Here is a 24,463-nt window from a genome sequence, read left to right on the forward strand (position 1 = left end):
CACGTATTAAATTAAAACTTATACTATGTCAGCAATAGGACACGAAATAATTAATGATCACGATCACGATCATCACGATAAAGGAAATTTCTTCACTAAATACGTATTTAGTTTAGATCACAAGATGATTGCAAAACAATATCTGATTACAGGTATTATTATGGGAATCATCGGGATTGTAATGTCCCTTTTATTTAGAATGCAAATCGCGTGGCCTGAAGAATCTTTTCAGGTATTCAAATGGTTATTAGGAGAAAAAATGGCTCCAGATGGAGTAATGCGAAATGATATTTACCTTGCATTGGTTACCATGCACGGAACAATCATGGTTTTCTTCGTATTAACTGCTGGTTTAAGTGGAACGTTCTCGAACTTACTTATTCCTTTGCAAATTGGAGCACGTGATATGGCTTCAGGATTCATGAACATGTTATCTTACTGGTTCTTCTTTGTATCTGCGGTATTAATGGTTATTTCAATCTTCGCAGAAGGTGGACCTGCTTCTTCAGGATGGACAATTTATCCTCCTTTAAGTGCACTTCCACAAGCAATTCCAGGATCAGGTATGGGAATGACTTTATGGTTAATCTCTATGGCTATCTTCATCGTTTCTTCTACAATGGGATCGTTGAACTACGTAGCTACTGTAGTTAACCTTAGAACAAAAGGAATGACAATGACAAGAATGCCATTAACAGTTTGGGCGTTATTCGTTACAGCTATCATTGGTATCGTATCTTTCCCTGTTCTTTTATCTGCTGCATTATTATTGATTTTCGATAGAAGTTTCGGAACTTCATTCTTCTTATCAGATATTTATTTAGCTGGAGAAGTTTTACACTACCAAGGAGGATCACCAGTATTGTTTGAACACTTATTCTGGTTCTTAGGTCACCCTGAGGTGTACATCGTAATCTTACCTGCAATGGGTATTACATCAGAAATTATTGCAACTTCTGCACGTAAACCAATCTTTGGATACCGTGCGATGATTGCTTCGATTTTAGGTATTGCTTTCTTATCAACAATCGTTTGGGGTCACCACATGTTCGTATCGGGAATGAACCCGTTCTTAGGATCTGTGTTTACTTTTACAACGTTATTGATCGCAATTCCATCCGCTGTAAAAGCATTCAACTACATTACGACAATTTGGAGTGGTAATATCCAAATGAACCCTGCCATGTTATTCTGTATTGGTTTCGTATCTACGTTCATTACAGGAGGTTTAACAGGGATTATCTTAGGAGACTCTACGTTGGATATCAACGTACACGATACGTATTTCGTTATTGCTCACTTCCACTTAGTAATGGGTATTTCTGCACTTTACGGAATGTTCGCTGGTATCTACCACTGGTTCCCTAAAATGTTCGGAAGAATGATGAATAAAAACTTAGGTTATATTCACTTCTGGGTAACTGCAGTTTGTGCGTACGGAGTATTCTTCCCAATGCACTTTATCGGATTAGCAGGTTTACCTCGTCGTTATTACTCAAATACAGCATTCCCATTATTCGATGAATTCTATGATGTGAACGTATTAATTACAGTATTCGCTTTAGTAGGTTCTGCTTTCCAATTAGTTTTCTTATGGAACTTCTTCGTTAGTATTTTCTACGGGAAAAAAGCTCCTCAAAACCCTTGGAAATCAAACAGTTTAGAGTGGACTACACCAGTAGAACACATCCACGGAAACTGGCCTGGGGAATTACCAGTTGTTTACAGATGGCCTTATGACTACAGTAAACCTGGATTACCAGAAGACTATGCGCCTCAAACTATGCCTTATATGGAAGGTGAGGAGCAATTACACCACTAAAATTATTTAGTTTAGATATAAAAACGCCATTCAATTTTGAATGGCGTTTTTTTGTATCCCTTTTTTTGATTTATCTTTGTTTCTATGAATGAGCATTTAGATCCTACAACTCGACATTTCAACCAAGAAGAATTTGACGTTGAGAAAAAACTTAGACCCCTGTCTTTTGATGATTTCGCAGGTCAAGATAGTGTGTTGGAAAATTTGAAAATATTCGTGGCTGCCGCTAATCAAAGAGGAGAAGCACTCGATCATGCTTTGTTTCACGGGCCTCCAGGACTTGGAAAAACAACCTTAGCCAATATCTTAGCCAATGAATTAAATGTAGGAATCAAAATTACCTCCGGTCCCGTTTTGGATAAACCTGGTGATTTAGCAGGCCTATTGACCAATCTGGAGGAAAGAGATGTCTTGTTTATCGATGAAATTCACCGGTTAAGCCCCATTGTAGAAGAGTATTTGTATTCTGCGATGGAAGACTTTAAAATTGATATCATGATTGAATCTGGACCCAATGCACGCTCCGTTCAAATTCACCTTAATCCCTTTACATTAGTTGGAGCAACAACGCGTTCAGGCTTATTAACAGCACCAATGCGTGCACGTTTTGGTATTCAAAGCCGCTTACAGTATTATTCTAAAGAATTATTGGCGACGATTATTGAACGCAGTGCCTCTATTCTTCAAGTACCTATTGATCTTGAAGCTGCTATAGAAATTGCAGGTCGCAGTCGCGGAACACCTCGTATTGCCAACGCATTGCTGCGTAGGGTGCGCGATTTTGCACAAATTAAAGGAAATGGTAGCATTGATATAGAAATCTCAAAATACGCCTTAAATGCGCTGCATGTTGATGCACGCGGATTGGATGAAATGGATAATAAGATTCTATCGACTATTATTGATAAATTTAAAGGTGGTCCTGTGGGACTGTCTACTTTAGCTACTGCGGTATCTGAAAATGCAGAAACGCTTGAAGAAGTATATGAGCCCTATTTGATTCAAGAGGGATTCATTATCCGTACACCTCGTGGCCGAGAGGCAACGGAATTAGCCTTTAAGCACCTTGGCCGTTCGAAATCAGTAGGAGGATTATTTGATTTGTAAGGGCTTATGGATAAACGCGCCCATTATGCTAACTTGATTAAAACCGAAGCAAAACGTTTGGGGTTCTTGTCTTGTGGTATTTCTGAAGCTGGTTTTTTAGAAGAGGAAGCACCGCGTTTGGAACAATGGCTGAATGCCAACATGCATGGCAGTATGCAATACATGGAAAATCACTTTGATAAGCGACTCAATCCTACGTTGTTAGTTGAAGGTGCAAAAAGCGTAGTGTCCCTTTTATTTAACTATTATCCCGAACAAGAACAAACCGAAGGTGCCTATAAGATTTCTAAATACGCTTATGGTGAAGATTATCACTATGTGGTTAAGGATAAACTGAAAGAGTTGATCCACTTTATCGAAGAGCACATTGGCGCTGTAGAAGGGCGTGCTTTTGTTGATTCTGCTCCTATATTGGATAAAGCATGGGCAGCAAAAAGCGGGTTGGGCTGGATAGGTAAAAACAGCAATCTTATTTCCAAACAAGTCGGGTCTTTTTTCTTTATCGCCGAATTGATTATTGACCTAGAACTTGAATCTGACGGAGCAACAACGGATCACTGTGGTAAATGCACCCGCTGTATTGATGCCTGTCCAACAGGAGCTATTGAGCGTGCTTATATTGTAAATGGATCCAAGTGTATTTCTTATTTTACCATCGAACTAAAAGACGATATTCCCAAAGAATTTTCAGGTATGTTTGACAATTGGATGTATGGTTGTGATGTCTGTCAAGACGTTTGTCCATGGAATCGCTTTTCAACCCCACATAAAGAACCTCGATTTACTCCTAAGGAGGAGTTAATGAACTTTTCCAATCGGGAGTGGGAAGAACTTACAAATGAAGTTTTTAATGATATTTTTAAAAAATCCGCAGTAAAGAGGACGAAGTATACGGGTTTAGTGCGGAATATTAAATTTTTAAAGGAATAAAATTCTAACATTAAATTATCTTTAAAAAGAGGTAACTTTGTTTATTCGGTTAAAATTATTTTTATGAATAAAGAAAGCTTACGCAGGGAAGCGTTGTTATATCACGCGAAACCAACGCCTGGAAAAATACAAGTTTTACCTACAAAGAAATACTCTTCTCAAAGAGATTTAGCATTGGCTTACTCGCCTGGAGTAGCCGAGCCTTGTTTAGAAATTGCCAAAGATGTAAATAACGTTTATAAATATACAGCTAAAGGAAACTTGGTTGCTGTTATTTCCAACGGTACTGCTGTTTTAGGATTGGGAAATATCGGTCCGGAAGCATCTAAACCTGTAATGGAGGGAAAAGGTCTTTTATTTAAGATTTTTGCAGATATCGATGTTTTTGATATTGAAGTAGATACTACGGATATTGACAAATTTATTGAAACGGTAAAAAATATTGCACCTACATTTGGAGGAATCAATTTAGAAGATATTAAAGCACCAGAATCGTTTGAAATTGAAAGACGATTAAAAGAAGAATTGAATATTCCCGTGATGCACGATGATCAACACGGAACAGCAATTATTTCAGCGGCTGCTTTATTGAATGCTTTAGAATTAGCAGGCAAAAAGATCGACGAAGTAAAAATGGTTGTTTCAGGTGCTGGATCTGCTGCTATTGCATGTGCGAATTTATACGTTGCCTTTGGTGTGAAACAGGAGAATATCCTTATGTTCAACAGTAAAGGGGTATTGAAGAAAGGCGATGATCGTATTTCGGATATGCAACGCGAGTTTGCTGTAGATTATGATATTTCGCTAAAAGACGCGATGAACGGAAGTGATGTATTCATCGGGCTTTCAACAGCAGATGTGGTAACACCCGACATGCTATTGGGTATGGCAGATAATCCGATCGTTTTTGCCATGGCTAATCCAAAGCCGGAAATCGATTATAACGTAGCAGTAGAAACGCGTAAAGACGTGATTATGGCTACAGGTAGATCAGATTACCCGAACCAAGTGAATAACGTGTTGGGATTCCCTTATATCTTTAGAGGGGCTCTAGACGTTCGTTCAACAAAAATCAACGAAGAGATGAAAATGGCAGCTGTAGTTGCTTTGGCTAAATTAGCGAAAGAACCCGTGCCTGAACAAGTAAATATCGCTTACGGAGAAACCAAATTGAGCTTCGGACGCGAGTATATCATTCCAAAACCATTTGATCCGCGTTTAATTGCTGTTGTTCCACCAGCTGTGGCGAAAGCAGCCATGGAGTCTGGATTAGCAGAAGCGCCAATTACGGATTGGGATAAGTACAAGCAAGAACTAGAAGAACGCATGGGATCTGATAATAAATTGGTCCGTATGTTGTTTAATCGCGCTAAAATCGATGCAAAACGCGTGGTATATGCAGAGGCAGACCACTTAGATGTGTTGAAAGCCGCTCAAATTGCTTACGAAGAAGGAATTGCAATTCCAATCTTACTCGGAGATAAAGAGACGATCTTAGAGCTGAAAAAAGAAATCGAGTTTCATGCTGATGTGGAAATTATTGATCCAAAAGCAGAGATTGAAAAGGAAAGAAGAGCTGAATTTGCTGATTTATATTGGAAAACAAGACAACGCAAAGGGATTACGCATTACGAAGCATCTAAATTGATGCGTGAGCGCAATTATTTTGCTGCCATGTTGGTCAATACAGGACAAGCAGACGTGTTAGTAACAGGGTACTCTCGCAGTTATCCAACAGTTGTAAAACCAATTCTAGAGCTAATTCCTCGTGCACAAGGGGTAGATAAGATTGCTACAGCAAACTTAATGTTGACCAAAAGAGGGCCTATGTTCCTGGCGGATACTGCAATTAATCCGAATCCGACAGCTGAAGAATTGGCGAAAATCGCTGTTATGGTTGAGAAAACAGTGAAATTGTTTGGACTAGATCCTGTGATTGCCATGTTGTCTTATACTAACTTTGGATCAGCACAACACGCCTCTCCTACAAAAGTAAAAGAAGCAGTGAAAATTTTACACGATCAATACCCAGATATGGCAGTTGATGGTGAAATTCAAATTGATTTTGCCTTGAATAATGAGATGTTGAAATCTAAATTCCCATTCTCTAAATTAGTCAATAAAAAAGTCAATACACTGGTGTTCCCTAACTTAGACTCAGCAAATATTACCTATAAAATGTTGAAAGAATTGAATAAAGCAACGTCAATTGGTCCAATTATTATGGGACTTGAAAAAGCGGTTCATATCTTTCAATTAGGGGCTAGTGTCGATGAGATGGTTAATATGACAGCACTAGCTGTGGTTGACGCTCAAGTAAGAGAGAGTCGCAAGAAAAAATAAAAAAATAAAATAAAAAATCTTCCTTGATCTGAGTATCATTATGTTAGTAAATAGTTAAAATTATTTACTATTTTTGATGAAAATTAGAGACTATGATTGCGCAGATCCAAGGAAGATTGATTGAAAAAACACCTACAGAAGTAATTGTGGATTGCCACGGTGTAGGGTATCAAATAAATATATCCCTTTATACGTATTCGCTTATTGGTAATTCTGAGAACCTTAAGCTGTACACATTTCTTCAAATTAAAGAGGATGCGCATACTTTATTTGGGTTTATTGACAAAGTAGAGCGTGAATTGTTTAAGCTTCTGATTTCCGTTTCTGGAGTGGGAGGGAATACAGCTCGTAATATTTTGTCTTCTACAGTACCCAAAGAATTACTGCAGATGATTGCCAATGCCGATGCTAAGGGCATTCAACGAATTAAAGGTATTGGTGCAAAAACGGCCCAACGAATCATATTAGACTTACAAGAAAAGGTATTGAAACTTTATAATATTGACGAAGTTTTACCTACAATTAACAATACAAATGCCGATGAAGCGTTATCTGCTTTAGAGGTGCTTGGTTTTGTTCGCAAAACGGCGGAAAAAGTAATCGATGCGATTTTAAAATCGGATCCTGAGGCCTCTGTTGAAGATATTATTAAACAAGCATTAAAAAAATTGTAAGTCTTGGGAGATTTCTTTGTTTTTCACCGAAAGCTGGCTTTCTGTATACTTTTTATTTTGTGTGGAGTCCTACCTGGACTTGCACAGCCTGGTGCATTGAATCAACCGAATGATTCGTTGCCACAACCCGCTTATGATTTTGGTGCTATTGAGTTGCCAGATCCAGAAATTATCAAGGAATCTTATCGCTATGATCCACTGACAGATCAATATTACTACTCTAAAGTAGTGAGTGATTTTAATTTAAGCTTGCCACTTATCCTTACTCGTGCCGAATACGAAAAGATATTGATGCGTGCTGAGATGCGTCGCTATTTTTCTTTAAAATTTAATGCAGTTAATGGAACCCTTGAAGACGAACAAGCTCAACGTGATATGTTGCCCCGCTACTATGTCAATTCGAAACTGTTCTCTGGTATCTTCGGATCCAATGAAATTGATGTAAGACCTTCGGGATCTGTCGAATTTGACATGGGGATTCGCCATACCAAACAAGAAAATCCGTTGATGTCTAGTCGAAATAGGAAGTCGACAACTTTTGACTTTGATCAACGCATTAGTATGGGATTACAGGGGATGGTGGGAACTCGTTTAGCAGTGAATGCCAATTATGATACACAAGCGAGTTTTGATTTTCAAAACATTATGAAACTGGAATATAGCCCAGATGAAGATGATATTGTACAAAAAGTAGAGGTAGGTAACGTTAGTATGCCCATAAGTGGTTCTCTTGTTCGTGGAGCACAAAGCTTGTTTGGAGTGAAAACGGAATTGAAATTTGGTAAAACAACCATTACGGGGGTGTTCTCAGAACAAAAATCCCAAACGACTTCGGTAAATGCTGAAGGAGGGGGAATGTTAGAAGATTTTGAATTGTATGCATTAGACTATGATGAAGACCGACACTTTTTCTTATCTCAGTATTTTAGAAGTAAGTATGACGAGGCATTAAAAAATTATCCTTATATCAGTTCTAGAGTCCGTATTACCCGCGTTGAAGTTTGGGTGACTAATCGCTACAACCGCGTGAGTCAGACCAACAATAATTTGAGAAATATCGTGGCGATTCAAGATTTAGGAGAGGGATTTCTGCGCAACGTAAAACCTGAGAATATCTTTTCACCTCGCGTAGACCCTGCCGCATTCGTATTGAATAAAACAATAGATGCTCCCGTAGATAATAAGAATAACCAATATGACCCAGGTAAAATAGGTAGTAACTATTTAACCCAGTCAATCCGAACACCAGGGATTGGTGGAAGTGGGTTTACAAATAACGTACAGGAAGGATTAGATTATGCTCGTTTAGAAAGTGCGAGAAAATTGAGTCCCAATGAATTTACCTTTCATCCACAATTGGGGTATATCTCCTTGCAACAGCGTTTGTCAAACGATGAGATTTTAGCAGTAGCCTTTCAGTATACCATAGGCGATAAGGTGTACCAAGTAGGGGAATTTGGTACCGATGGAGGAAGTTCTAACGTCGAAACAAATATCCCAGGACAAACAGACCCAGATGCACAAGTGCCTTTATCACAAGCCTTGGTGGTGAAAATGTTGAAGAGTTCCCTGACGTTAACGAGTGCACCCGTTTGGAATTTGATGATGAAAAATATCTACCAGATTCCCAATGCTATGAATATCTCACAAGATAAGTTTCGCTTTAACTTATTATATACAGACCCAAGTCCATTAAACTATATCAGTCAGGCTGGAGATCTTCCCTTACCAGAAGGAGTAGAACGCACCCCATTACTGAAAGTGTTTAACTTAGACCGTTTGGATTCATCCAACAATCCACAAAATGGAGGAGATGGATTTTTCGATTACTTGCCACAGGGAAGTGCAACAAATGGATTAGATCCGAACACCGGTAGTTTTGGAAATAACAACAATGGATATGGGGGAAATAATTCCTATGGCGGAGGCTATGGAAATAATTCCAATCAAAATCAGTACAACAGTAACTCATTTGATGGGATTACAATTGATGCTGTAAATGGACGAATTATCTTTACCACAGTTGAGCCATTTGGATCACACTTGTTTGAGAAATTGGGTAATAAGGCGGATGAGGATTATGAGGTATCTGCATCCTACAACGTCAATCAAAAAAAATACGTGTTCCGCGAATTGTATTCCAATACGAAATCGTCAGCAATACGAAATCAAAGTAGCAAAAATAAGTTTCAATTAAAAGGAAAATACTCTAGCGTAAGTGGGCAGGGTATTCCAATTGGAGCATTTAATATAGCTCCAGGATCTGTTGTGGTTAATGCAGGAGGACGAATTTTGTCTGAAGGGGTTGATTATACCGTTGATTATACTGGTGGACGTGTAATGATTTTAGATGAAGCCTTGTTGGCTTCCAATACGCCCATTAATATTTCGGTAGAAAATAACACCATGTTTGGTCAACAAACGAAACGCTTTTTCGGATTAAATGTCGATCACCAATTCAACAGAGATTTTAAAATTGGCGGTACGTTTTTGCGTTTATCAGAAAAACCAATGACGCACAAATCGATGTATGGTCAGGAATCAGTAAACAATACGATTTGGGGGTTCAATGCACAGTATTCGACAGAAGTTCCTTTCTTAACGCGATTAGTTAATAAATTACCGAATATCGATACCGATGTCGAATCAAGAGTGTCTTTGAGAGGGGAATTTGCCTATTTGCAACCTGGAACCTCGAAAAATGATCAAATGAATGGAGAATCAACGGTGTATATTGACGATTTTGAAGGGGCTCAATCGCGTATCGATATCCGCTCTCCTTTGGCGTGGAAATTATCGAGTACACCCGTAGGCTTCTTTAAAAAAGACAATAATACATACGAAGATCCCAATCAATTGCCCCAATCACTAGAAGATGGATACCGCCGTGGAAAATTATCGTGGTATACGATTGACCCAACATTTTACGTTGGTGCAAAACCGTCAGGTGTGGGAGAACGCGATATGTCATCCAATAGAACGCGAAGAATCTATAGCGAAGAGTTATTTGCAACGAAAGATATAGCCTATGGGGAGAGTAGAGTAATCACGACATTGGATATGACCTATTACCCAGCAGAACGTGGTCCCTACAACTTTAACCCTGAGTTCGTAAAGAGCAATAAATCGACAACCCCACGTAAAAACTGGGGCGGTGTGATGCGCGGATTAGCGACTACGAACTTTGAACAAGCTAATATTGAATTTGTAGAGTTTTGGGTATTGGATCCTTATGTAGGTAGAGCGAATGACGTCATGCCAGATCGAAATGATGGAGAATTGCGCTTAAACTTTGGATTTATTTCAGAAGATATTCTACGTGATGGATATAAGCAGTATGAGAATGGTTTACCTGCAGCAGGAAGCACAGTAGCAACTATTGAAACGATTTGGGGGAAAGTTCCTGCCGCTCCTTCGTTAATCTATGCGTTTGATGTCAATTCAGAAAGTAGACGGATGCAAGATGTCGGATTAGACGGATTGAATGACGAAGAAGAAAAAATAAAATTCAAAGATTTTGCGGGATTTCCTGATCCAGCAGCAGATAACTTTGTACACTATTTGGATGCAGAAGGGGGAATCCTAGAACGCTATAAAGATTACAACGGATTAGAAGGAAATTCACCTACCTCAGGAACAAGAGGAGGAAACAACCAGCCCGATGCGGAAGATATTGATGGGGATAACACCATGAATACCATCGATGCTTATTTTGAATACGCCGTAAAAATTAAAGCCAATCCACAAGTTGGTGAAAACTATGTAACCGATATTCGAAACACAACAGCTCAATTAGCAGACGGATCAGTAACACCTGTTCGCTGGGTACAATATAAAGTGCCTATTGACGAAAATGGAAAAAAGATAGGAATGATTGATGATTTCCGTTCCATGCGTTTTATGCGAATGTATTTAACAGGATTTGAAAGCGATATTACCCTGCGTTTTGGAAGCTTGGATTTAGTGCGTTCAGATTGGAGAAGATACAATGCGAGTTTACAAAACGATAAAGACAATAACCCACTTCCTTTACGACCTAATACAGGATTTGATGTGACGTCTGTTGGTATTCAAGACAACTACGACAGAAAGCCAATTCCGTATGTAGTTCCACCAGGAGTGAAGCGCGAACAGTATTATGTCAATAATACCATTGTGGCGCAAAATGAGCAATCACTATCGTTAAAAGTATATCCTGTTGAGCCAGGAAAAACACCAGATGGATTAGCACCTGGTGATTCAAGAGGGGTGTATAAAAACTTTAGCTTAGACCTTCGTCGTTACAATAAGTTGCGTATGTTCATTCACGCAGAAGCACTTGAAAACAGTGCAGTGCGTTTAAGAGATGATGAGATGGTGGCTTTTATTCGTTTGGGAACGGATATGACGGATAACTTCTATCAAGTAGAAATTCCGTTAAAAGTAACGAATTTAGGAGAGGCAAATCCAGACTTGATTTGGCCAGAAGCCAATGAATTGGAGTTGCGTTTAGAGCTCTTAACCAAGTTGAAAATCCTTTTCATGAACGAAGTAGGTCAACAAGAACGCTTAACGGATATCTTCTTTAAAGAGGAAGAAGAACTGACTAGCGGCGCTTCACGTCCGAATAAATTGCGCTACGGAATTAAGGGGAATCCAAACTTCGGAAATGTACGCGTCATCATGATTGGTTTGAGAAATGACCTAGATCGCTATGGAGCAACAGGAGATTTGGCAGGAGAATTTTGGTTTGATGAGTTGCGAATGTCTGATATGGATAATAAAGGAGGTTGGGCAGCCGTGTTAAGTATGGATGCTAACTTGGCCGACTTTGCCAATATTTCCGCTACAGGAACCAAACGCACCATTGGATTCGGTGGATTAGAACAAGGACCTAACCAACGAAGTAAAGAAGATTTTAAGTCGTATAGTATTGTAACCAATATGAATCTAGGACAGTTACTTCCGAAAGATTGGAGAATCAACTTGCCGTTTAATTATGCGATTAGTGAGGAATTTATTACACCAGAGTTTGATCCAGCTAATCCCGATATTAAACTCAAAACGATGAAGTCAGTTTCGCCATCTTCAGCCATGGCAGAAGAAATAGAAAAACGCGCAACAGACTATACAAAACGAAGAAGTATCAACTTTATTGGGGTCAATAAACAGAAAAACCCAGAAAGTAAAAAACGAGTGTATGATATTGAAAATATCACCCTATCACACTCGTATAATGAAGTGATTCACCACGATTTTGAAGTGGAATCCATGATTGATCAACAAACGAGATCCTCCCTGGAGTATGCATATAATTTTGAAACAAAACCAATTGAACCATTCAAAAAAGTAAACTTTATGAAAGGTAGATATTGGCAAGTTTTGAAGGATTTTAACTTCAATTATATGCCTTCTAACATCATGTTTAGCAGTAATATTATGCGTCAGTATAATAAACAACAATACCGCTTAATTGACGTCGAAGGAATTGGATTGGATCCGTTGTATAGACGCAATTATTACTTCAATTACAACTATGGATTTAATTTTGATTTGACCAAATCACTGCGTTTAAATTATGTGGGAGGAAGTAATAATATTGTTCGAAATTATTACGATAGCCAGTATAATATCATTGAAAGTAGCACCATTTGGGACGATTATTTTAATACAGGTGAACCCAATCAGTTTACGCAACAATTGACGTTGAACTACGATTTGCCATTAAATAAAATTCCATTCCTTTCGTTTGTTCGCTCTACCTATGCGTATACGGGAACTTACAATTGGCAACGTGCTTCGGATGCCTTTAGTCAAATCGAATTTGATGGCATAGAATACAGCTTAGGTAATACGATTCAAAACTCGCGTAATCAACAGTTGAATACAACCTTTAGTATGGAAACCCTATACCGCTATATTGGTCTAGTGAAAAGCCCGAAGCCGAATCGTTCATCTGCGAAGAAAGCAGCGATCGTGCCAGGACAAAAAGTAGTACAAAATAAAGGCGAGGAAAAAGAAGGAGCTGGAAAGGCATGGAAAGATTTCGCAATCGGCTTGTTGACTTCAGTAAAAACGATTCAGATTAATTATTCTGAAAATAGCAGTACGGTTTTACCTGGGTATATGCCAAGTGTTGGTTTTTTTGGTACCGCAAAACCAACGATGGGATTTGTTTTTGGAGATCAGGCTGACGTCCGATACCGTGCAGCAAGTAGTGGGTACCTAACCGATTTTCCTGAGTTCAACCAAGAATTTACTCAGGTGACAAATAAAATGTTGAACTTCACAGCAAGTGTAAGCCCTATTCCAGATCTAACGATCGATGTGACAGGTAGAAGAATGAAATCCGAAAATTACGCGGAACAATTCCAAGTCATTGACAAGGAATATCAATCACAATCACCATACAATTATGGAAACTTCAGTATTTCCACTATTATGTTGGGTAGCGCTTTCTCAAGTAATTCACTGGAATACTCGGCTGCATTTGAACAAATGAAAGACAATCGTTTAATTATCGCTAATCGCTTAGCAACAGCTAGGGGAATTGATATTAACGATCCGAATAACTTAGATCAAGATGGTTTCCCAATTGGATACAGTAAAGGAAATCAGGAGGTGTTGTTGCCTGCGTTCTTAGCTGCGTATACAGGACAAGGTGCAGGTAAAGTCTCGACGAGCATGTTTAGGGATATTCCGTTGCCTAACTGGAATATGCGCTACACAGGATTGATGCGCATTCCTTGGATTAAAGACAAATTTAGAAGATTTTCGTTGCATCATGGCTATACCGCTACCTATGCATTGGGATCTTTTACGTCTAATTTTGAATATCAGGCTAATCCAAATGAGGTTAACCAATATGGAAATTATCCTGCTCAAACAGTAGTTAATAATGCAATATTAACCGAGCAATTTAATCCGTTAATTCGCTTTGATTTAGAAACAAAATCGGCTATTAAAATCCTAGCTGAGATTCGAAAAGACCGTACCTTAGCCTTGAGTTTTGACAATAACTTATTGACGGAAACAACAGGACATGATTATGTAATCGGATTGGGATACCGCATCAAAAATGTTGGATTCAATTCGATGTATGCTAATAATGGAATGGGCGGACGCATTGAAAGTGATATCAATATCAAGGTCGATTTAACCCTCAGTCAACGAGAAACTATCGTACGCTATTTAGATTATAACAACAACCAAGTAGGAGGAGGACAAGATATGTGGAAGCTTTTGATTACAGCAGATTATATGTTGAGCAAAAATTTAACCGCTATTTTCTTCTATGACCATTCGTTTTCTAAAGCAGTTATTTCAACGATGTATCCAATTACCAATATCCGAACAGGACTTACTATGCGATATAGTTTTGGAAATTAGTTGAATTTGTTTCGAAATCTATAAGATTATTATACATTTGCTAAAAAATATTACAAAATGAATTTACCAGCTAATTTAAAGTACACAAAAGACCACGAGTGGGTAGCTATCGAAGGTGATATTGCTACTGTAGGTATTACAGATTTCGCTCAAAGAGAGTTAGGCGATATCGTATATGTTGAAGTAGAAACGTTAGACCAAACGTTAGATAAAGATGAAGTGTTTGGTACAGTTGAGGCTGTAAAAACAGTATCTGATTTATTTTTGCCTTTATCAGGAGAAGTAATTGAGTTCAATGAAGGGTTAGAGACAGAACCAGAATTAGTTAACCAAGATCCTTATGGAGCTGGATGGATGATTAAAATTAAAATTTCTGATTCAAGCGAAGTTGATGCTTTGTTGTCAGATGCTGAATATAAAGAATTAATTGGCGCGTAAGGTTTATCTCCTTGCTGGACTGTTTTGGACATGCTTTATTGTATATGCGTGTTTAGCAGAGGCAAGTACTATCCCAAAAACGAGCTTTTTCAATATTCCAAATAGAGATAAAGTAGCGCATTTTACCTTTTATTTTGTTTTCTCGCTGATTTGGTTTTTGTTTAGTACTAAAAAAAATACAGACAGAAAGACAAAAAGAAGAACAGGAATAGTTATCTTTACTATAGCAACGTTCTTTGGTGGAGGCATTGAGTTATGTCAATATTACTTCACAAGTTCAAGGAGTGCTGAATGGGCAGATTTTATTGCGAATTCTTTAGGAAGTGCATTAGGAATTATATTTGGTTTATTTATAACAACGCATAAAAAAAAATAGAGCCCCAGTGATGGGGCTTTTTTTATTAATATAAAGTACTTACAAAATGAAAGATTTGAGAGAATTTATGGATTCTACGTATTTGAAAACTGCAGAACAAGCTGGTTTGTCTGAAGTAGAAAATAAAAAAGTAGTAACCGAACTGATTCAAGAAGCCATCGACGAGCATTTTAAGTTGGCAATGATTCGACCAGAAGAAGTGAAAGCGGGTAGAGCTTTAGTGGATCAGCACAAAGCGAAAGTTTTACTAGGTACAGTGATCGATTTTCCAGCAGGAGATGGAGGGTTAGAAGCGAAGTTGAAGGAGGCAAAACAAGCCGTTGAAGATGGAGTAGACGAATTAGACTACGTCGTGGATTATAAAGCGTTCCAGAAAGGTTTAATCGATCAAGTGAAGGAGGAGGTTAAAGCGTGTACGCTGTATGGTTTACAAGCAGGAAAAGCAGTAAAATGGATTATTGAAGTTGCTGCTTTATCTCATACCGATATTATCAAATTGACGACACTAATCAAAAATGTAGTGTTGAGTAATTGCAAAGAGACAGATTATGACAAAGTATTTGTTAAATCTTCTACTGGTTTTTATAAAACGGAAGGTGGAAAACCCAACGGAGCAACTATAGAAACCTTAGTGTTGATGATTGAAAACGCTGGTCCACTACCAGTAAAAGCTGCTGGAGGAATTAGAGACCGTCAAACGGCTATCGAAATGATCACCTTAGGCGTTAAAAGATTGGGAACTTCTTCTGCAAAAGTTATTGTTGAGGGGACGGGAAGTACTGAAAATTACTAAAAGATTAAAATAAGTGAATATTCAAAGCTCTAACAGATGTTTATAGGTGTAGTTCTAAAAATTGGATTATATTTGCAACTCATTAAAAACAAATGAAAACAGCTTTGAATATTTCTTCTGAAAATAAACAATCGGTTTCTATCCTTAAGGAATTTAAAGAAATGACTAAGATGGGACTTGCCCTGAGCGTAGTGTTTTCCACTTTGGCAGGTTATGTTTTAGCAGTTCCGGATATTAGAAGCATCAATTATATGACCATTCTCGCTCTCGCAATAGGAGGATATTGTATGGTCGGAGCATCAAATGTGTACAATCAAATCATTGAACGCGATTTAGATGCGAAAATGAACCGCACAGCGAATCGACCAATCGCTTCTGGTCGTGTTAAGCCAACACCCGCTTTTATTCTAGCTGTGGTGTTAACGCTTTTAGGGATCGGAATCTTATATGCCATCAACCCTAAAACAGCAATGTTTGGTGCAATCTCTATCTTTTTATATACAAGTGTTTATACACCACTGAAAACCATCACACCTTTATCGGTCTTTGTCGGTGCTTTTCCTGGTGCAATTCCTTTTATGTTGGGATGGGTAGCCGAAACAAATAATTTTGGTATCGAAGCAGGAACGCTATTCTTAATCCAATTCTTCTGGCAATTTCCACATTTCTGGGCGATCGGATGGTTCTTGTATGACGATTATAACCGAGGAGGATTCTCGATGTTGCCAACAGGTAAAAAAGACAATAAAACGCTTACGCAAATTATCTTATATACCATTTGGTTAATCATCGTTTCTATTTTTCCTGTATTTAACGTGACAGGACGCCTGTACTTAACGCCAATTGCAGCAGGACTTGTTCTGCTTGCGGGAATATGGATGCTTACAGCAGCAGTAAAACTGTATAAGCAACGTACGGATAAAGCCGCTCGTGCCTTGATGTTGGTGAGTGTGACCTATATCTCGTTAATTCAGATTATTTACGTGTTAGATAAAATTTTACGATAGTTTATACAAATAGAATATGGAAAATATTGTAGCGCAAGAGCAGTATGAGAAAAAAGGCAAAGCATTAAAAGTAATGCTGTTGTTTGCCATTGGAAGTATTGCCATGGTGTTTGCTGGATTGACAAGTGCTTACGTAGTAAGTAAATCCAGACCCGATTGGTTGGCAGACTTCGTTTTGCCTATTGATTTTACAATTAGTACCGTTGCAATTGTAATTAGTAGCGTAACAATGCACTTCGCATTGAAAGCAACGAAAGATGGAGAAACGAAAAAAAGTACGATTTATTTAATTTCTACTTTGATTTTAGGTCTGTTATTCGTTTTTTTGCAATTCAAAGGATTTGGACAGGTAATTAACGAAGGCTATTTCTTTACAGGAAGTGAGAGTACAATTACAACATCATTTTTATATGTCATTGTAATTGTGCATATTGCACACTTGTTTGGAGGGATGATTTCTTTACTGGTAGTAATTTATAATCATTTTAAACAAAAGTATAATGCTGAGCAATTCGTTGGAATACAGCTATGTGCGTGGTTCTGGCATTTCTTAGATCTACTTTGGGTTTATTTGTTTTTGTTTTTTACATTCTTTAAATAGAAAATTTAAATTAAATTTGGGAACTTTATAACTAATAACTTTTTATGGGAGCGACAGTTACTACAGAAGCTACTGAAGTAAGAGGCGATGCAAGAGGGCCTCTAAACGTAAGCTACGGTAAAATGATGATGTGGTACTTCATATTATCAGATTCATTAACATTTTGTGGATTCCTTGTAGGATACGGTTTTACAAGATACAAGTTTGTGGATACTTGGCCGATTGCAGACGAGGTGTTTAATCACTTTCCTTTCTTACATGGTGTAGATGCACCAATGTACTATGTGGCCTTAATGACCTTCATTCTTATTTTCTCATCAGTAACTATGGTATTAGCCGTTGATGCTGGTCACCAAATGAAGAGAAAAAAGGTGGCAACGTATATGTTTTTAACAATCTTAGGTGGTTTAGTGTTCGTTGGATCACAAGCTTGGGAGTGGAAAAACTTTATCACAGGAACATATGGAGCTGTAGAAACTAGAGGAGGATCAATCTTACAATTCGTAGGAGAAGACGGAAAACAAATTGCATTAGCTGATTTTGCAGTAGTAGATCCAAATAGAGGAGAAGCTACCTTAACAAGAGCAAAAGCAACATGGTTCGTAAATGGACCTAGTCAATCAACGTATTCGTTAGCTGAAGTTCAAGCTGGTTTTGATGCAAATCCAAATATTAGAATCCGTACACAAAAAACAACAGATGCGAAACACAAAGAGATTCTTACAAGAGAAGCTTCTGTTGAGCGTTTGAAAGATGCAGTATTAGTTGTTGAAGGAGCAAACTTGATCCGCAACGAATACGGACATAAAACATTCGCAGATTTCTTCTTCTTTATTACTGGTTTCCACGGATTCCACGTATGTACAGGTATCTTAATCAATATCATTATTTTCTTTAATGTATTATTGGGAACGTATGACAGAAGAGGATCATACGAAATGGTTGAAAAAGGAGGATTATATTGGCACTTCGTAGATTTAGTATGGGTGTTCGTATTTACATTCTTCTATTTAGTTTAATGTTATAAAATAATATTTGATATGGCAGCAGAAGCAACAGCACATCACTCAAACGCAAAGAGAATCTGGACAGTATTCTTTATTTTGTCCGCTATCACAATCGTAGAGGTTGTTCTAGGGATTTTTAAACCAGAAAGCGTTCACCACGTTCACATCTTTGGATTGAGTTTGTTAAATTATATCTTCATTATTTTAACAATTTGGAAAGCGTACTACATTATGTGGGCATTTATGCACTTAGAAGGTGAGAAAAAAGCATTTAGATGGACCGTAGCAGGAGTTTTAAGCTTCTTATGTGTTTATTTAATTACGTTGGTTTTAATTGAAGGAGATTACGTATACGAAGTATTCCACAACGCACAATATAAGTGGATATTTTAATAAGTTATTATAATTTAAAAGGCGGTTTATTAACCGCCTTTTTTTATTTTTGTCTAGCTATTTAATTTATTGTAAAGTGAAAAAATATATCATACTCGTTTTGCTCTTTGTCATGCCGATCTGTGCATACCTTTTTTTCGCTACTGGTGTTAATCAATTTCAACGATTGCCAATCATCAGCGAAAATGTAAACGAATTGCCTATAGGTGAAACTTCACTAGGTAAGCAACCCGTTTTAAAAGGGCGAATTACTGTGTTGGGATTCCCTGGCGGACATCTCTACCGTGACCGTGGAGACGCCTTCAATCTCAATCAAAAAATCTACAACCGCTATAAAGATTTTGACGATTTTCAATTGGTGATGGTGCTGCCCAAAGGATCAGAAGCCGAAGCCAAAAAAGTCGTAGATGATTTAAGTCCTATCTCAGATATGTCCAACTGGAATTATCTATTCTTGGAACCCAAAGAAATTCAAGCTTTCTACAATAGTTTAGGCGTTGTAGGTAAACTCGATGATGATTTGGCGAGTATTAATGTTTATATCATCGATAAAGACAGAAACCTGCGCGGTCGAAAAGGGAAAAATAAAGCCGGTGAAATAGAGTACAAAGAAGGGTATTCGACGATTTCAGCGGCAGAATTGCACAATGATATGATGGATGATGTCAAGGTGGTGCTAGCAGAATACCGCTTAGCATTAAAACAGTATAAACGCATTAATAATGAGAAGTAGAGATGAAAGATAAATCGTATATATGGATTTCTTTAGTTGTCCTCGTTTTCGGGATATGGGCGGTGCCTAAAATCATTCAAAAATTTGAAAAATCTGATTTAGTCGTGATTGGACAAGCACCTAGTTTTGAGCTGGTCAATCAAGATAATAAAACGATTAACAATGCTAGTTATAAGGGGAAAGTGTATGTGGTAGAGTTTTTCTTTGCCAATTGCCCAACGATCTGCCCAATCATGAATCAGAATATGTTGAAGTTGCAAGATGCTTTCCGCCCACATATGGATTTTGGAATCGCTTCTATCACCATTGATCCTAAGAACGATACTGTTGAAGCGTTAAAAGCGCATGGAGCGGAATTAGGTGTGAAAATTCCCCACTGGAATATGCTGACAGGCGATGCTAAATACATTTATGATTTAGCAGCTAAATTCAACCTGTACACGGGAGTTAATCCCGAAGCACCAGGAGGGTTTGAACATTCTGGACTATTTGCCTTAATCGATAAAGAAGGAAATATTCGCTGTAGAGCCGATCAATATGGTAACCCAATTTTGTACTACGATGGAACAACAGATGAGGGAGTACAGTGGATTAAAGAAGATATAAAATTATTGTTAGCAGAGTAAGACATGGAAAATTACAAAGAATTAGAGCAGAAGTACACGAAGTGGATTTGGATCTTATCCATTGCAATCCCCATTGTAGTTGCCATTTTGTTTGGAGTTAATTTGCAAAAGTTAGGCTATGATGTTAAGCCATTGAGTTTTTTACCCCCTATTTATGCCACAATTAATGGAATTACAGCTGTTTTGTTGGTTTGGGCGGTAGCAGCTATCAAAAAAGGAAATAAAGCGTTACACGAGCGTTTAATTAAATTGTGTATCGCGTGTTCTATTGCCTTCTTAGCGATGTACGTTGCCTACCACATGACATCTATCGAAACTAAATATGGTGGAGAAGGATTTATGCGCTATGCATATTTCTTTATCTTGATCAGCCACATCTTGTTGTCAATTATTATTATTCCCTTTGTGCTTGTTACGTTTGTACGTGGTATATCCGGGTCATACCAACGCCATAAAAAATTGGCGCGTATTACGTACCCTATGTGGTTGTATGTAGCGGTAACAGGCGTGATTGTGTATTTGATGATTTCTCCTTACTATGTAAATTAATGGCTATGAAAAAGATTGGATTAGTACTCGCATTTTTTATGCTTTTTTCCGTTCCAACTGCAACAGCACAATGTGCCATGTGTAGGGCGGTCCTTGAAACAGAGGATGGCGGAGTAAAAGCCGAAGCCGTGAATAACGGTATCGTATACTTGATGATTTTCCCCTATTTACTCGTTGGATTCGCCTTGTATTTTAGTTATAAAATTTACAAAAAGAAAAAGAGCGAATAGGATTCGAGATAGTAAACCGCCTAAACAGGCGGTTTTTTTATTACCTTTAATGTAACAATACAATCAACTACACGTCTTATTGTTTAGATAATTAAGTTGCAATGAATTCAATACAAATTTACGGCTCGTTTTTGGTTTTTATGCTGACCCTGTCTGTTGGGGCACAGGATAAAAAATGGACGTTAGATGCCTGTATTCAACACGCTATTGAACACAATATTAGCGTAAAGCAAATCGAAATTAACGAACAAAACAAAAGCGTTAATTTGGACTTGGCGAAATACGATTTTCTTCCTGTAGTCAGTGTAAATGGAAATCACTCATGGACATTGATTGATCAACCCGATGTACAAACTGGGATTATAGGACAACGCACCCTTCAAGAATCTACTGTAGGGCTTAGTGTTGGTATTGATATTATTGACGGTTTACAAAAGCAAAAGAAACTCGCCAAAGCTCGATTAGAACACCTAGCATCTATTTACAGCATCCAAAAAGTCAAAGAAGATATTGCACTATCTGTAATTAATTCCTACTTGCAGATTATCTTCAATAAAGAGTTGGTCCATACCAATGAAGTTCAATTAGCTTATGATAAATCCGAAGAAACCCGCGTACAAGTCTTAGTTACCGCAGGAGTAGTACCAGCAGGTGATTTGTTGGATGTTAAAGCAACTGTAGCTTCTTCTACTCAACGTTTGATTAGTGCCGAAAATGAACTAATCATTGCTAAACTCAATCTAGCACAATTGCTGCAAATTCGCGAGTATGAAAGATTTGATGTAGTGGATTCGGACTATCAGATCACGGAATCAGAACTGATGATGTATGCACCAGAAGATATTGCCTTGCGTGCTTTTGAATCGTTGACCAATATCAAAACAGCAGAAGTTAATGTGGCTTTAGCCGAAAAAAATGTGCAAATCAGCAAAGGAGCCTACTATCCTACGTTGACTGGTTTTTACAATTTTGGTTCGAATGTGCGATATCAAGATCGAATTGTAGGTAGTACAGCAACGGGACAACTGGATCAAGTGGGGTTTGTAGAAGGATCGGGACAACGTGTGCTACGCGAAGGACAAATGAGTGTGTATGGAGGTCCTGAGTCATTTTTCACCCAATTGGATCACAACAAAAATTCAACCTTTGGTTTGAGTTTAACGATCCCAATTTTCAATGGAATGAAAGCGAGAAAAACGGTAAAACTGAATCAGTTAGCTTTAGAACAAGTACAGTACGAAAAAGAAGCCGAAGAACTCAAATTAGAACAGCTGGTTTTCAAAGCTTATACAGATACGAAGAGCTCTTTTCAATCCTATGAAGCCAGTGTGGTAACCTTGGAGTCGAGAGAGAAATCCTTGGAATACGCGAGAGAGCGTTATGCCGTGGGACTGATCAATATCTTTGAATTAAATCAGAATCAGAATTTATATGTAACGGCACAATCTAATTTGCTCAAAGCAAAATACGATTACATTTTTAAAAATAGAATTTTAGAATACTACTTTGGCGTACCGTTGTTTAAAAGTAATTAAGTTATGAAAAAGAAATACATATTTATCGTTTTAGCTCTTGTTGTTGTGCTCTTGCTTGTGCTGAAATTTTTTTCAGGTAAGGAGGAAGCTACCGTAGTTGAATTGGCAACTGTTGGTCAACTTAACTTGGTTGAAACCGTTTCGGGTACGGGAAAAATTCAACCTGAAATTGAGATTAAAATAACACCAGAAGTATCTGGAGAAATTATAAATTTGCCAGTCAAAGAAGGACAGGTAGTCAACAAGGGAGATTTACTCGTGGTGATTAATCCCAATTTGTACGAGTCTAATTTGGATCGCATGGTGGCGATGTTGTCTACGAGTAAAGCTGGTTTAGAACAAGCAGAAGCTCAGCTGAGAGAAACGAAAGCTTCGTATGCGCGAAATAAAACTCTTTTTGATAAAGGTGTTATTTCAGGGTCTGAATGGGATCAAGTCGTGCGTTCTTATGAAGTGGCAAAAGCCAATAAGAATTCGGCTTATTACAACGTAGAAAGCTCTCGAGCAGCGGTGGAAGAAGCAAAAGTAAACTTGCTAAAAACCACTATTTATGCCCCAAGTTCGGGAACAATTTCTCGTGTTGATGTCGAACTTGGAGAACGCGTACTCGGAACGCAACAAATGGCGGGAACCGAATTGTTGCGCGTGGCGAATTTGAACAGCATGGAGGTGGAAGTAAATATAAACGAAAATGATATTGTTAAAGTTAAAGTAGGGGATCAAACGAATATCAATGTCGATGCGTTTTTGAAAAAAGAATTTAAAGGCGTGGTAACGAGTATTTCCAATTCGGCTTCCAATCAAACCTTATCCGCAGATCAGGTGACGACGTTCAAGGTGAAAATCAAAATTTTACGCGAATCGTATGAAGATCTACTCGATGGGAAATTAGAAGATTATTCGCCATTTAGACCTGGAATGACGGCAGCAGTGGATATTATGACCAATCAAAAGAATAATGTGATTGCTGCACCAATTAGTGCCTTGGTCATGCGAACGCCAAGTGATACGCTTTCAGGAGCGACCAATGACCAAGTTGTACAAGCCAGTGAGGTAATGAAAGAAGCGGTATTTGTTGACTCCAATGGAGTTGCGAAGTTGCGCTTTGTAAAAACGGGAATCCAAGACGATAAGAATATTGAAATTGTGCAAGGTTTGAAAAAAGGAGATGTCATTATTACAGGTCCTTATTCAACAGTAAGTAAAACGCTGAAGCATAACGATAAAATAAAGAAAGAAGAAACAAAAGAATGATTGTACTATTGAATATAGAGACGGCAACGAAAAATTGCTCTGTCTCTTTGTCTGTAGACGGCACACAAGTAGGTGTTAGGGAAATAGCAGAAGAGCACTTTTCCCATGCAGAAAAATTACATGTATTTATTGAAGAACTATTGAAAGAAAATGGTTTTAGCATGAAAGATTTAGCCGCTATTGCTGTAAGTCAAGGCCCTGGATCTTATACGGGATTGCGCATTGGTGTTTCTTCCGTAAAAGGCTTGTGCTATGGCTTGTCTATTCCAATGATTGCACTTGATACCTTGCAGATTTTAGCTAAGCAATTGACGGTAGAAAGTGGATGGATCATTCCGATGATTGATGCAAGGCGAATGGAGGTGTTTTGCGCTGTGTTCTCTCATGACGGAAGTCCAGTTAAGGCTATTGAAGCAAAAGTGATTGACGAGGCTTCTTTTAGTGAATTAGAAGGAGATATGCCTGTTTACTTCATCGGCGATGGAGCCATGAAATGTGCAACGGTATTAAAAGCGGCAAATTTCCATTTTTGCGATACAATTGTTTACCCTTCAGCAAAAGAAATGATTGGGTTAAGCTACCAAAAATACCTCGATCAAGATTTTGTAGATGTGGCTTATTTTGAACCATACTACTTAAAAGATTTTGTTCTACCTGTAAAAAAACAGAAATAAGTG

20 protein-coding genes are annotated in these 24,463 nt (G+C 38.0%); all 20 read left to right on the forward strand.

Annotated features, from left to right (window positions below; genetic code table 11):
* Positions 1 to 25: 25 nt before the first annotated feature.
* Positions 26 to 1,822, forward strand: coding sequence for a cytochrome c oxidase subunit I (locus ACPDHL_RS08935; RefSeq protein ID WP_430532423.1), 1,797 nt, complete (start codon positions 26 to 28; stop codon positions 1,820 to 1,822).
* Between the two features lie 84 nt (positions 1,823 to 1,906).
* Positions 1,907 to 2,929, forward strand: coding sequence for a Holliday junction branch migration DNA helicase RuvB (gene ruvB / locus ACPDHL_RS08940; protein ID WP_430532424.1), 1,023 nt, complete (start codon positions 1,907 to 1,909; stop codon positions 2,927 to 2,929).
* 6 nt (positions 2,930 to 2,935) lie between these two features.
* Complete coding sequence (gene queG / locus ACPDHL_RS08945; RefSeq protein ID WP_430532425.1) at positions 2,936 to 3,859, forward strand: tRNA epoxyqueuosine(34) reductase QueG; 924 nt, start codon at positions 2,936 to 2,938, stop codon at positions 3,857 to 3,859.
* A 63-nt stretch (positions 3,860 to 3,922) separates the two neighbouring features.
* Entirely contained in the window at positions 3,923 to 6,202 is a 2,280-nt protein-coding gene (locus tag ACPDHL_RS08950; RefSeq protein ID WP_430532426.1) for an NADP-dependent malic enzyme, read from the forward strand.
* A 92-nt stretch (positions 6,203 to 6,294) separates the two neighbouring features.
* Entirely contained in the window at positions 6,295 to 6,876 is a 582-nt protein-coding gene (gene ruvA / locus ACPDHL_RS08955) for a Holliday junction branch migration protein RuvA (protein ID WP_430532427.1), read from the forward strand.
* A gap of 3 nt (positions 6,877 to 6,879) precedes the next feature.
* Complete coding sequence (gene sprA, locus ACPDHL_RS08960) at positions 6,880 to 14,244, forward strand: cell surface protein SprA (RefSeq protein WP_430532428.1); 7,365 nt, start codon at positions 6,880 to 6,882, stop codon at positions 14,242 to 14,244.
* 57 nt (positions 14,245 to 14,301) lie between these two features.
* Positions 14,302 to 14,682, forward strand: coding sequence for a glycine cleavage system protein GcvH (gcvH, locus tag ACPDHL_RS08965; protein WP_430532429.1), 381 nt, complete (start codon positions 14,302 to 14,304; stop codon positions 14,680 to 14,682).
* Positions 14,672 to 15,058 carry a VanZ family protein gene (locus ACPDHL_RS08970; protein WP_430532430.1) on the forward strand — a complete coding sequence of 129 codons (387 nt, stop codon included), beginning with the start codon at positions 14,672 to 14,674 and terminating at the stop codon, positions 15,056 to 15,058. Before gcvH ends, ACPDHL_RS08970 begins: the two co-directional genes overlap by 11 nt.
* A 46-nt stretch (positions 15,059 to 15,104) precedes the next feature.
* Entirely contained in the window at positions 15,105 to 15,851 is a 747-nt protein-coding gene (gene deoC, locus ACPDHL_RS08975; protein ID WP_430532431.1) for a 2-deoxyribose-5-phosphate aldolase, read from the forward strand.
* A gap of 104 nt (positions 15,852 to 15,955) precedes the next feature.
* Positions 15,956 to 16,858, forward strand: coding sequence for a heme o synthase (gene cyoE / locus ACPDHL_RS08980; RefSeq protein ID WP_430532448.1), 903 nt, complete (start codon positions 15,956 to 15,958; stop codon positions 16,856 to 16,858).
* Positions 16,859 to 16,874: 16 nt separating this feature from the next.
* A complete protein-coding gene (locus ACPDHL_RS08985) occupies positions 16,875 to 17,459 on the forward strand; it encodes a cytochrome c oxidase subunit 3 (protein WP_430532432.1) in 585 nt (194 codons plus the stop codon).
* 44 nt (positions 17,460 to 17,503) lie between these two features.
* Positions 17,504 to 18,478: a cytochrome c oxidase subunit 3 gene (locus ACPDHL_RS08990; RefSeq protein ID WP_430532433.1), complete on the forward strand. Its 975-nt coding sequence runs from the start codon at positions 17,504 to 17,506 to the stop codon at positions 18,476 to 18,478.
* Positions 18,479 to 18,499: 21 nt separating this feature from the next.
* Positions 18,500 to 18,859: a cytochrome C oxidase subunit IV family protein gene (locus ACPDHL_RS08995; RefSeq protein ID WP_430532434.1), complete on the forward strand. Its 360-nt coding sequence runs from the start codon at positions 18,500 to 18,502 to the stop codon at positions 18,857 to 18,859.
* A 112-nt stretch (positions 18,860 to 18,971) separates the two neighbouring features.
* Positions 18,972 to 19,592 carry a hypothetical protein gene (locus ACPDHL_RS09000; protein ID WP_430532449.1) on the forward strand — a complete coding sequence of 207 codons (621 nt, stop codon included), beginning with the start codon at positions 18,972 to 18,974 and terminating at the stop codon, positions 19,590 to 19,592.
* 2 nt (positions 19,593 to 19,594) lie between these two features.
* A complete protein-coding gene (locus tag ACPDHL_RS09005; protein ID WP_430532435.1) occupies positions 19,595 to 20,218 on the forward strand; it encodes an SCO family protein in 624 nt (207 codons plus the stop codon).
* Between the two features lie 3 nt (positions 20,219 to 20,221).
* The gene (locus tag ACPDHL_RS09010; protein WP_430532436.1) at positions 20,222 to 20,767 is read left to right on the forward strand and encodes a DUF420 domain-containing protein; all 546 of its coding nucleotides are present in this window, start codon (positions 20,222 to 20,224) and stop codon (positions 20,765 to 20,767) included.
* 5 nt (positions 20,768 to 20,772) lie between these two features.
* Positions 20,773 to 20,997 carry a hypothetical protein gene (locus tag ACPDHL_RS09015; RefSeq protein ID WP_430532437.1) on the forward strand — a complete coding sequence of 75 codons (225 nt, stop codon included), beginning with the start codon at positions 20,773 to 20,775 and terminating at the stop codon, positions 20,995 to 20,997.
* A gap of 101 nt (positions 20,998 to 21,098) precedes the next feature.
* Positions 21,099 to 22,532, forward strand: a complete 1,434-nt coding sequence (locus ACPDHL_RS09020) for a TolC family protein (RefSeq protein ID WP_430532438.1) — start codon at positions 21,099 to 21,101, stop codon at positions 22,530 to 22,532.
* 3 nt (positions 22,533 to 22,535) lie between these two features.
* Complete coding sequence (locus ACPDHL_RS09025; RefSeq protein ID WP_430532439.1) at positions 22,536 to 23,786, forward strand: efflux RND transporter periplasmic adaptor subunit; 1,251 nt, start codon at positions 22,536 to 22,538, stop codon at positions 23,784 to 23,786.
* A complete protein-coding gene (tsaB, locus tag ACPDHL_RS09030) occupies positions 23,783 to 24,460 on the forward strand; it encodes a tRNA (adenosine(37)-N6)-threonylcarbamoyltransferase complex dimerization subunit type 1 TsaB (RefSeq protein ID WP_430532440.1) in 678 nt (225 codons plus the stop codon). The genes ACPDHL_RS09025 and tsaB overlap by 4 nt, the downstream gene beginning before the upstream one ends.
* Positions 24,461 to 24,463: the final 3 nt, after the last annotated feature.

Source organism: Myroides sp. C15-4 (genome assembly GCF_050522745.1).
Lineage (GTDB): Bacteria > Bacteroidota > Bacteroidia > Flavobacteriales > Flavobacteriaceae > Flavobacterium.

Coding starts and splice junctions, on each gene's coding strand:
- ACPDHL_RS09005 (WP_430532435.1), top strand. CDS start 19,595: ATGAAAGATAAATCGTATATATGGATTTCTTTAGTTGTCCTCGTTTTC.
- ruvA (WP_430532427.1), top strand. CDS start 6,295: ATGATTGCGCAGATCCAAGGAAGATTGATTGAAAAAACACCTACAGAA.
- tsaB (WP_430532440.1), top strand. CDS start 23,783: ATGATTGTACTATTGAATATAGAGACGGCAACGAAAAATTGCTCTGTC.
- ACPDHL_RS08990 (WP_430532433.1), top strand. CDS start 17,504: ATGGGAGCGACAGTTACTACAGAAGCTACTGAAGTAAGAGGCGATGCA.
- queG (WP_430532425.1), top strand. CDS start 2,936: ATGGATAAACGCGCCCATTATGCTAACTTGATTAAAACCGAAGCAAAA.
- ACPDHL_RS08985 (WP_430532432.1), top strand. CDS start 16,875: ATGGAAAATATTGTAGCGCAAGAGCAGTATGAGAAAAAAGGCAAAGCA.
- gcvH (WP_430532429.1), top strand. CDS start 14,302: ATGAATTTACCAGCTAATTTAAAGTACACAAAAGACCACGAGTGGGTA.
- ACPDHL_RS09000 (WP_430532449.1), top strand. CDS start 18,972: ATGCCGATCTGTGCATACCTTTTTTTCGCTACTGGTGTTAATCAATTT.
- ACPDHL_RS09025 (WP_430532439.1), top strand. CDS start 22,536: ATGAAAAAGAAATACATATTTATCGTTTTAGCTCTTGTTGTTGTGCTC.
- ACPDHL_RS09010 (WP_430532436.1), top strand. CDS start 20,222: ATGGAAAATTACAAAGAATTAGAGCAGAAGTACACGAAGTGGATTTGG.
- ACPDHL_RS08995 (WP_430532434.1), top strand. CDS start 18,500: ATGGCAGCAGAAGCAACAGCACATCACTCAAACGCAAAGAGAATCTGG.
- deoC (WP_430532431.1), top strand. CDS start 15,105: ATGAAAGATTTGAGAGAATTTATGGATTCTACGTATTTGAAAACTGCA.
- ruvB (WP_430532424.1), top strand. CDS start 1,907: ATGAATGAGCATTTAGATCCTACAACTCGACATTTCAACCAAGAAGAA.
- ACPDHL_RS08950 (WP_430532426.1), top strand. CDS start 3,923: ATGAATAAAGAAAGCTTACGCAGGGAAGCGTTGTTATATCACGCGAAA.
- ACPDHL_RS09020 (WP_430532438.1), top strand. CDS start 21,099: ATGAATTCAATACAAATTTACGGCTCGTTTTTGGTTTTTATGCTGACC.
- ACPDHL_RS08935 (WP_430532423.1), top strand. CDS start 26: ATGTCAGCAATAGGACACGAAATAATTAATGATCACGATCACGATCAT.
- ACPDHL_RS09015 (WP_430532437.1), top strand. CDS start 20,773: ATGAAAAAGATTGGATTAGTACTCGCATTTTTTATGCTTTTTTCCGTT.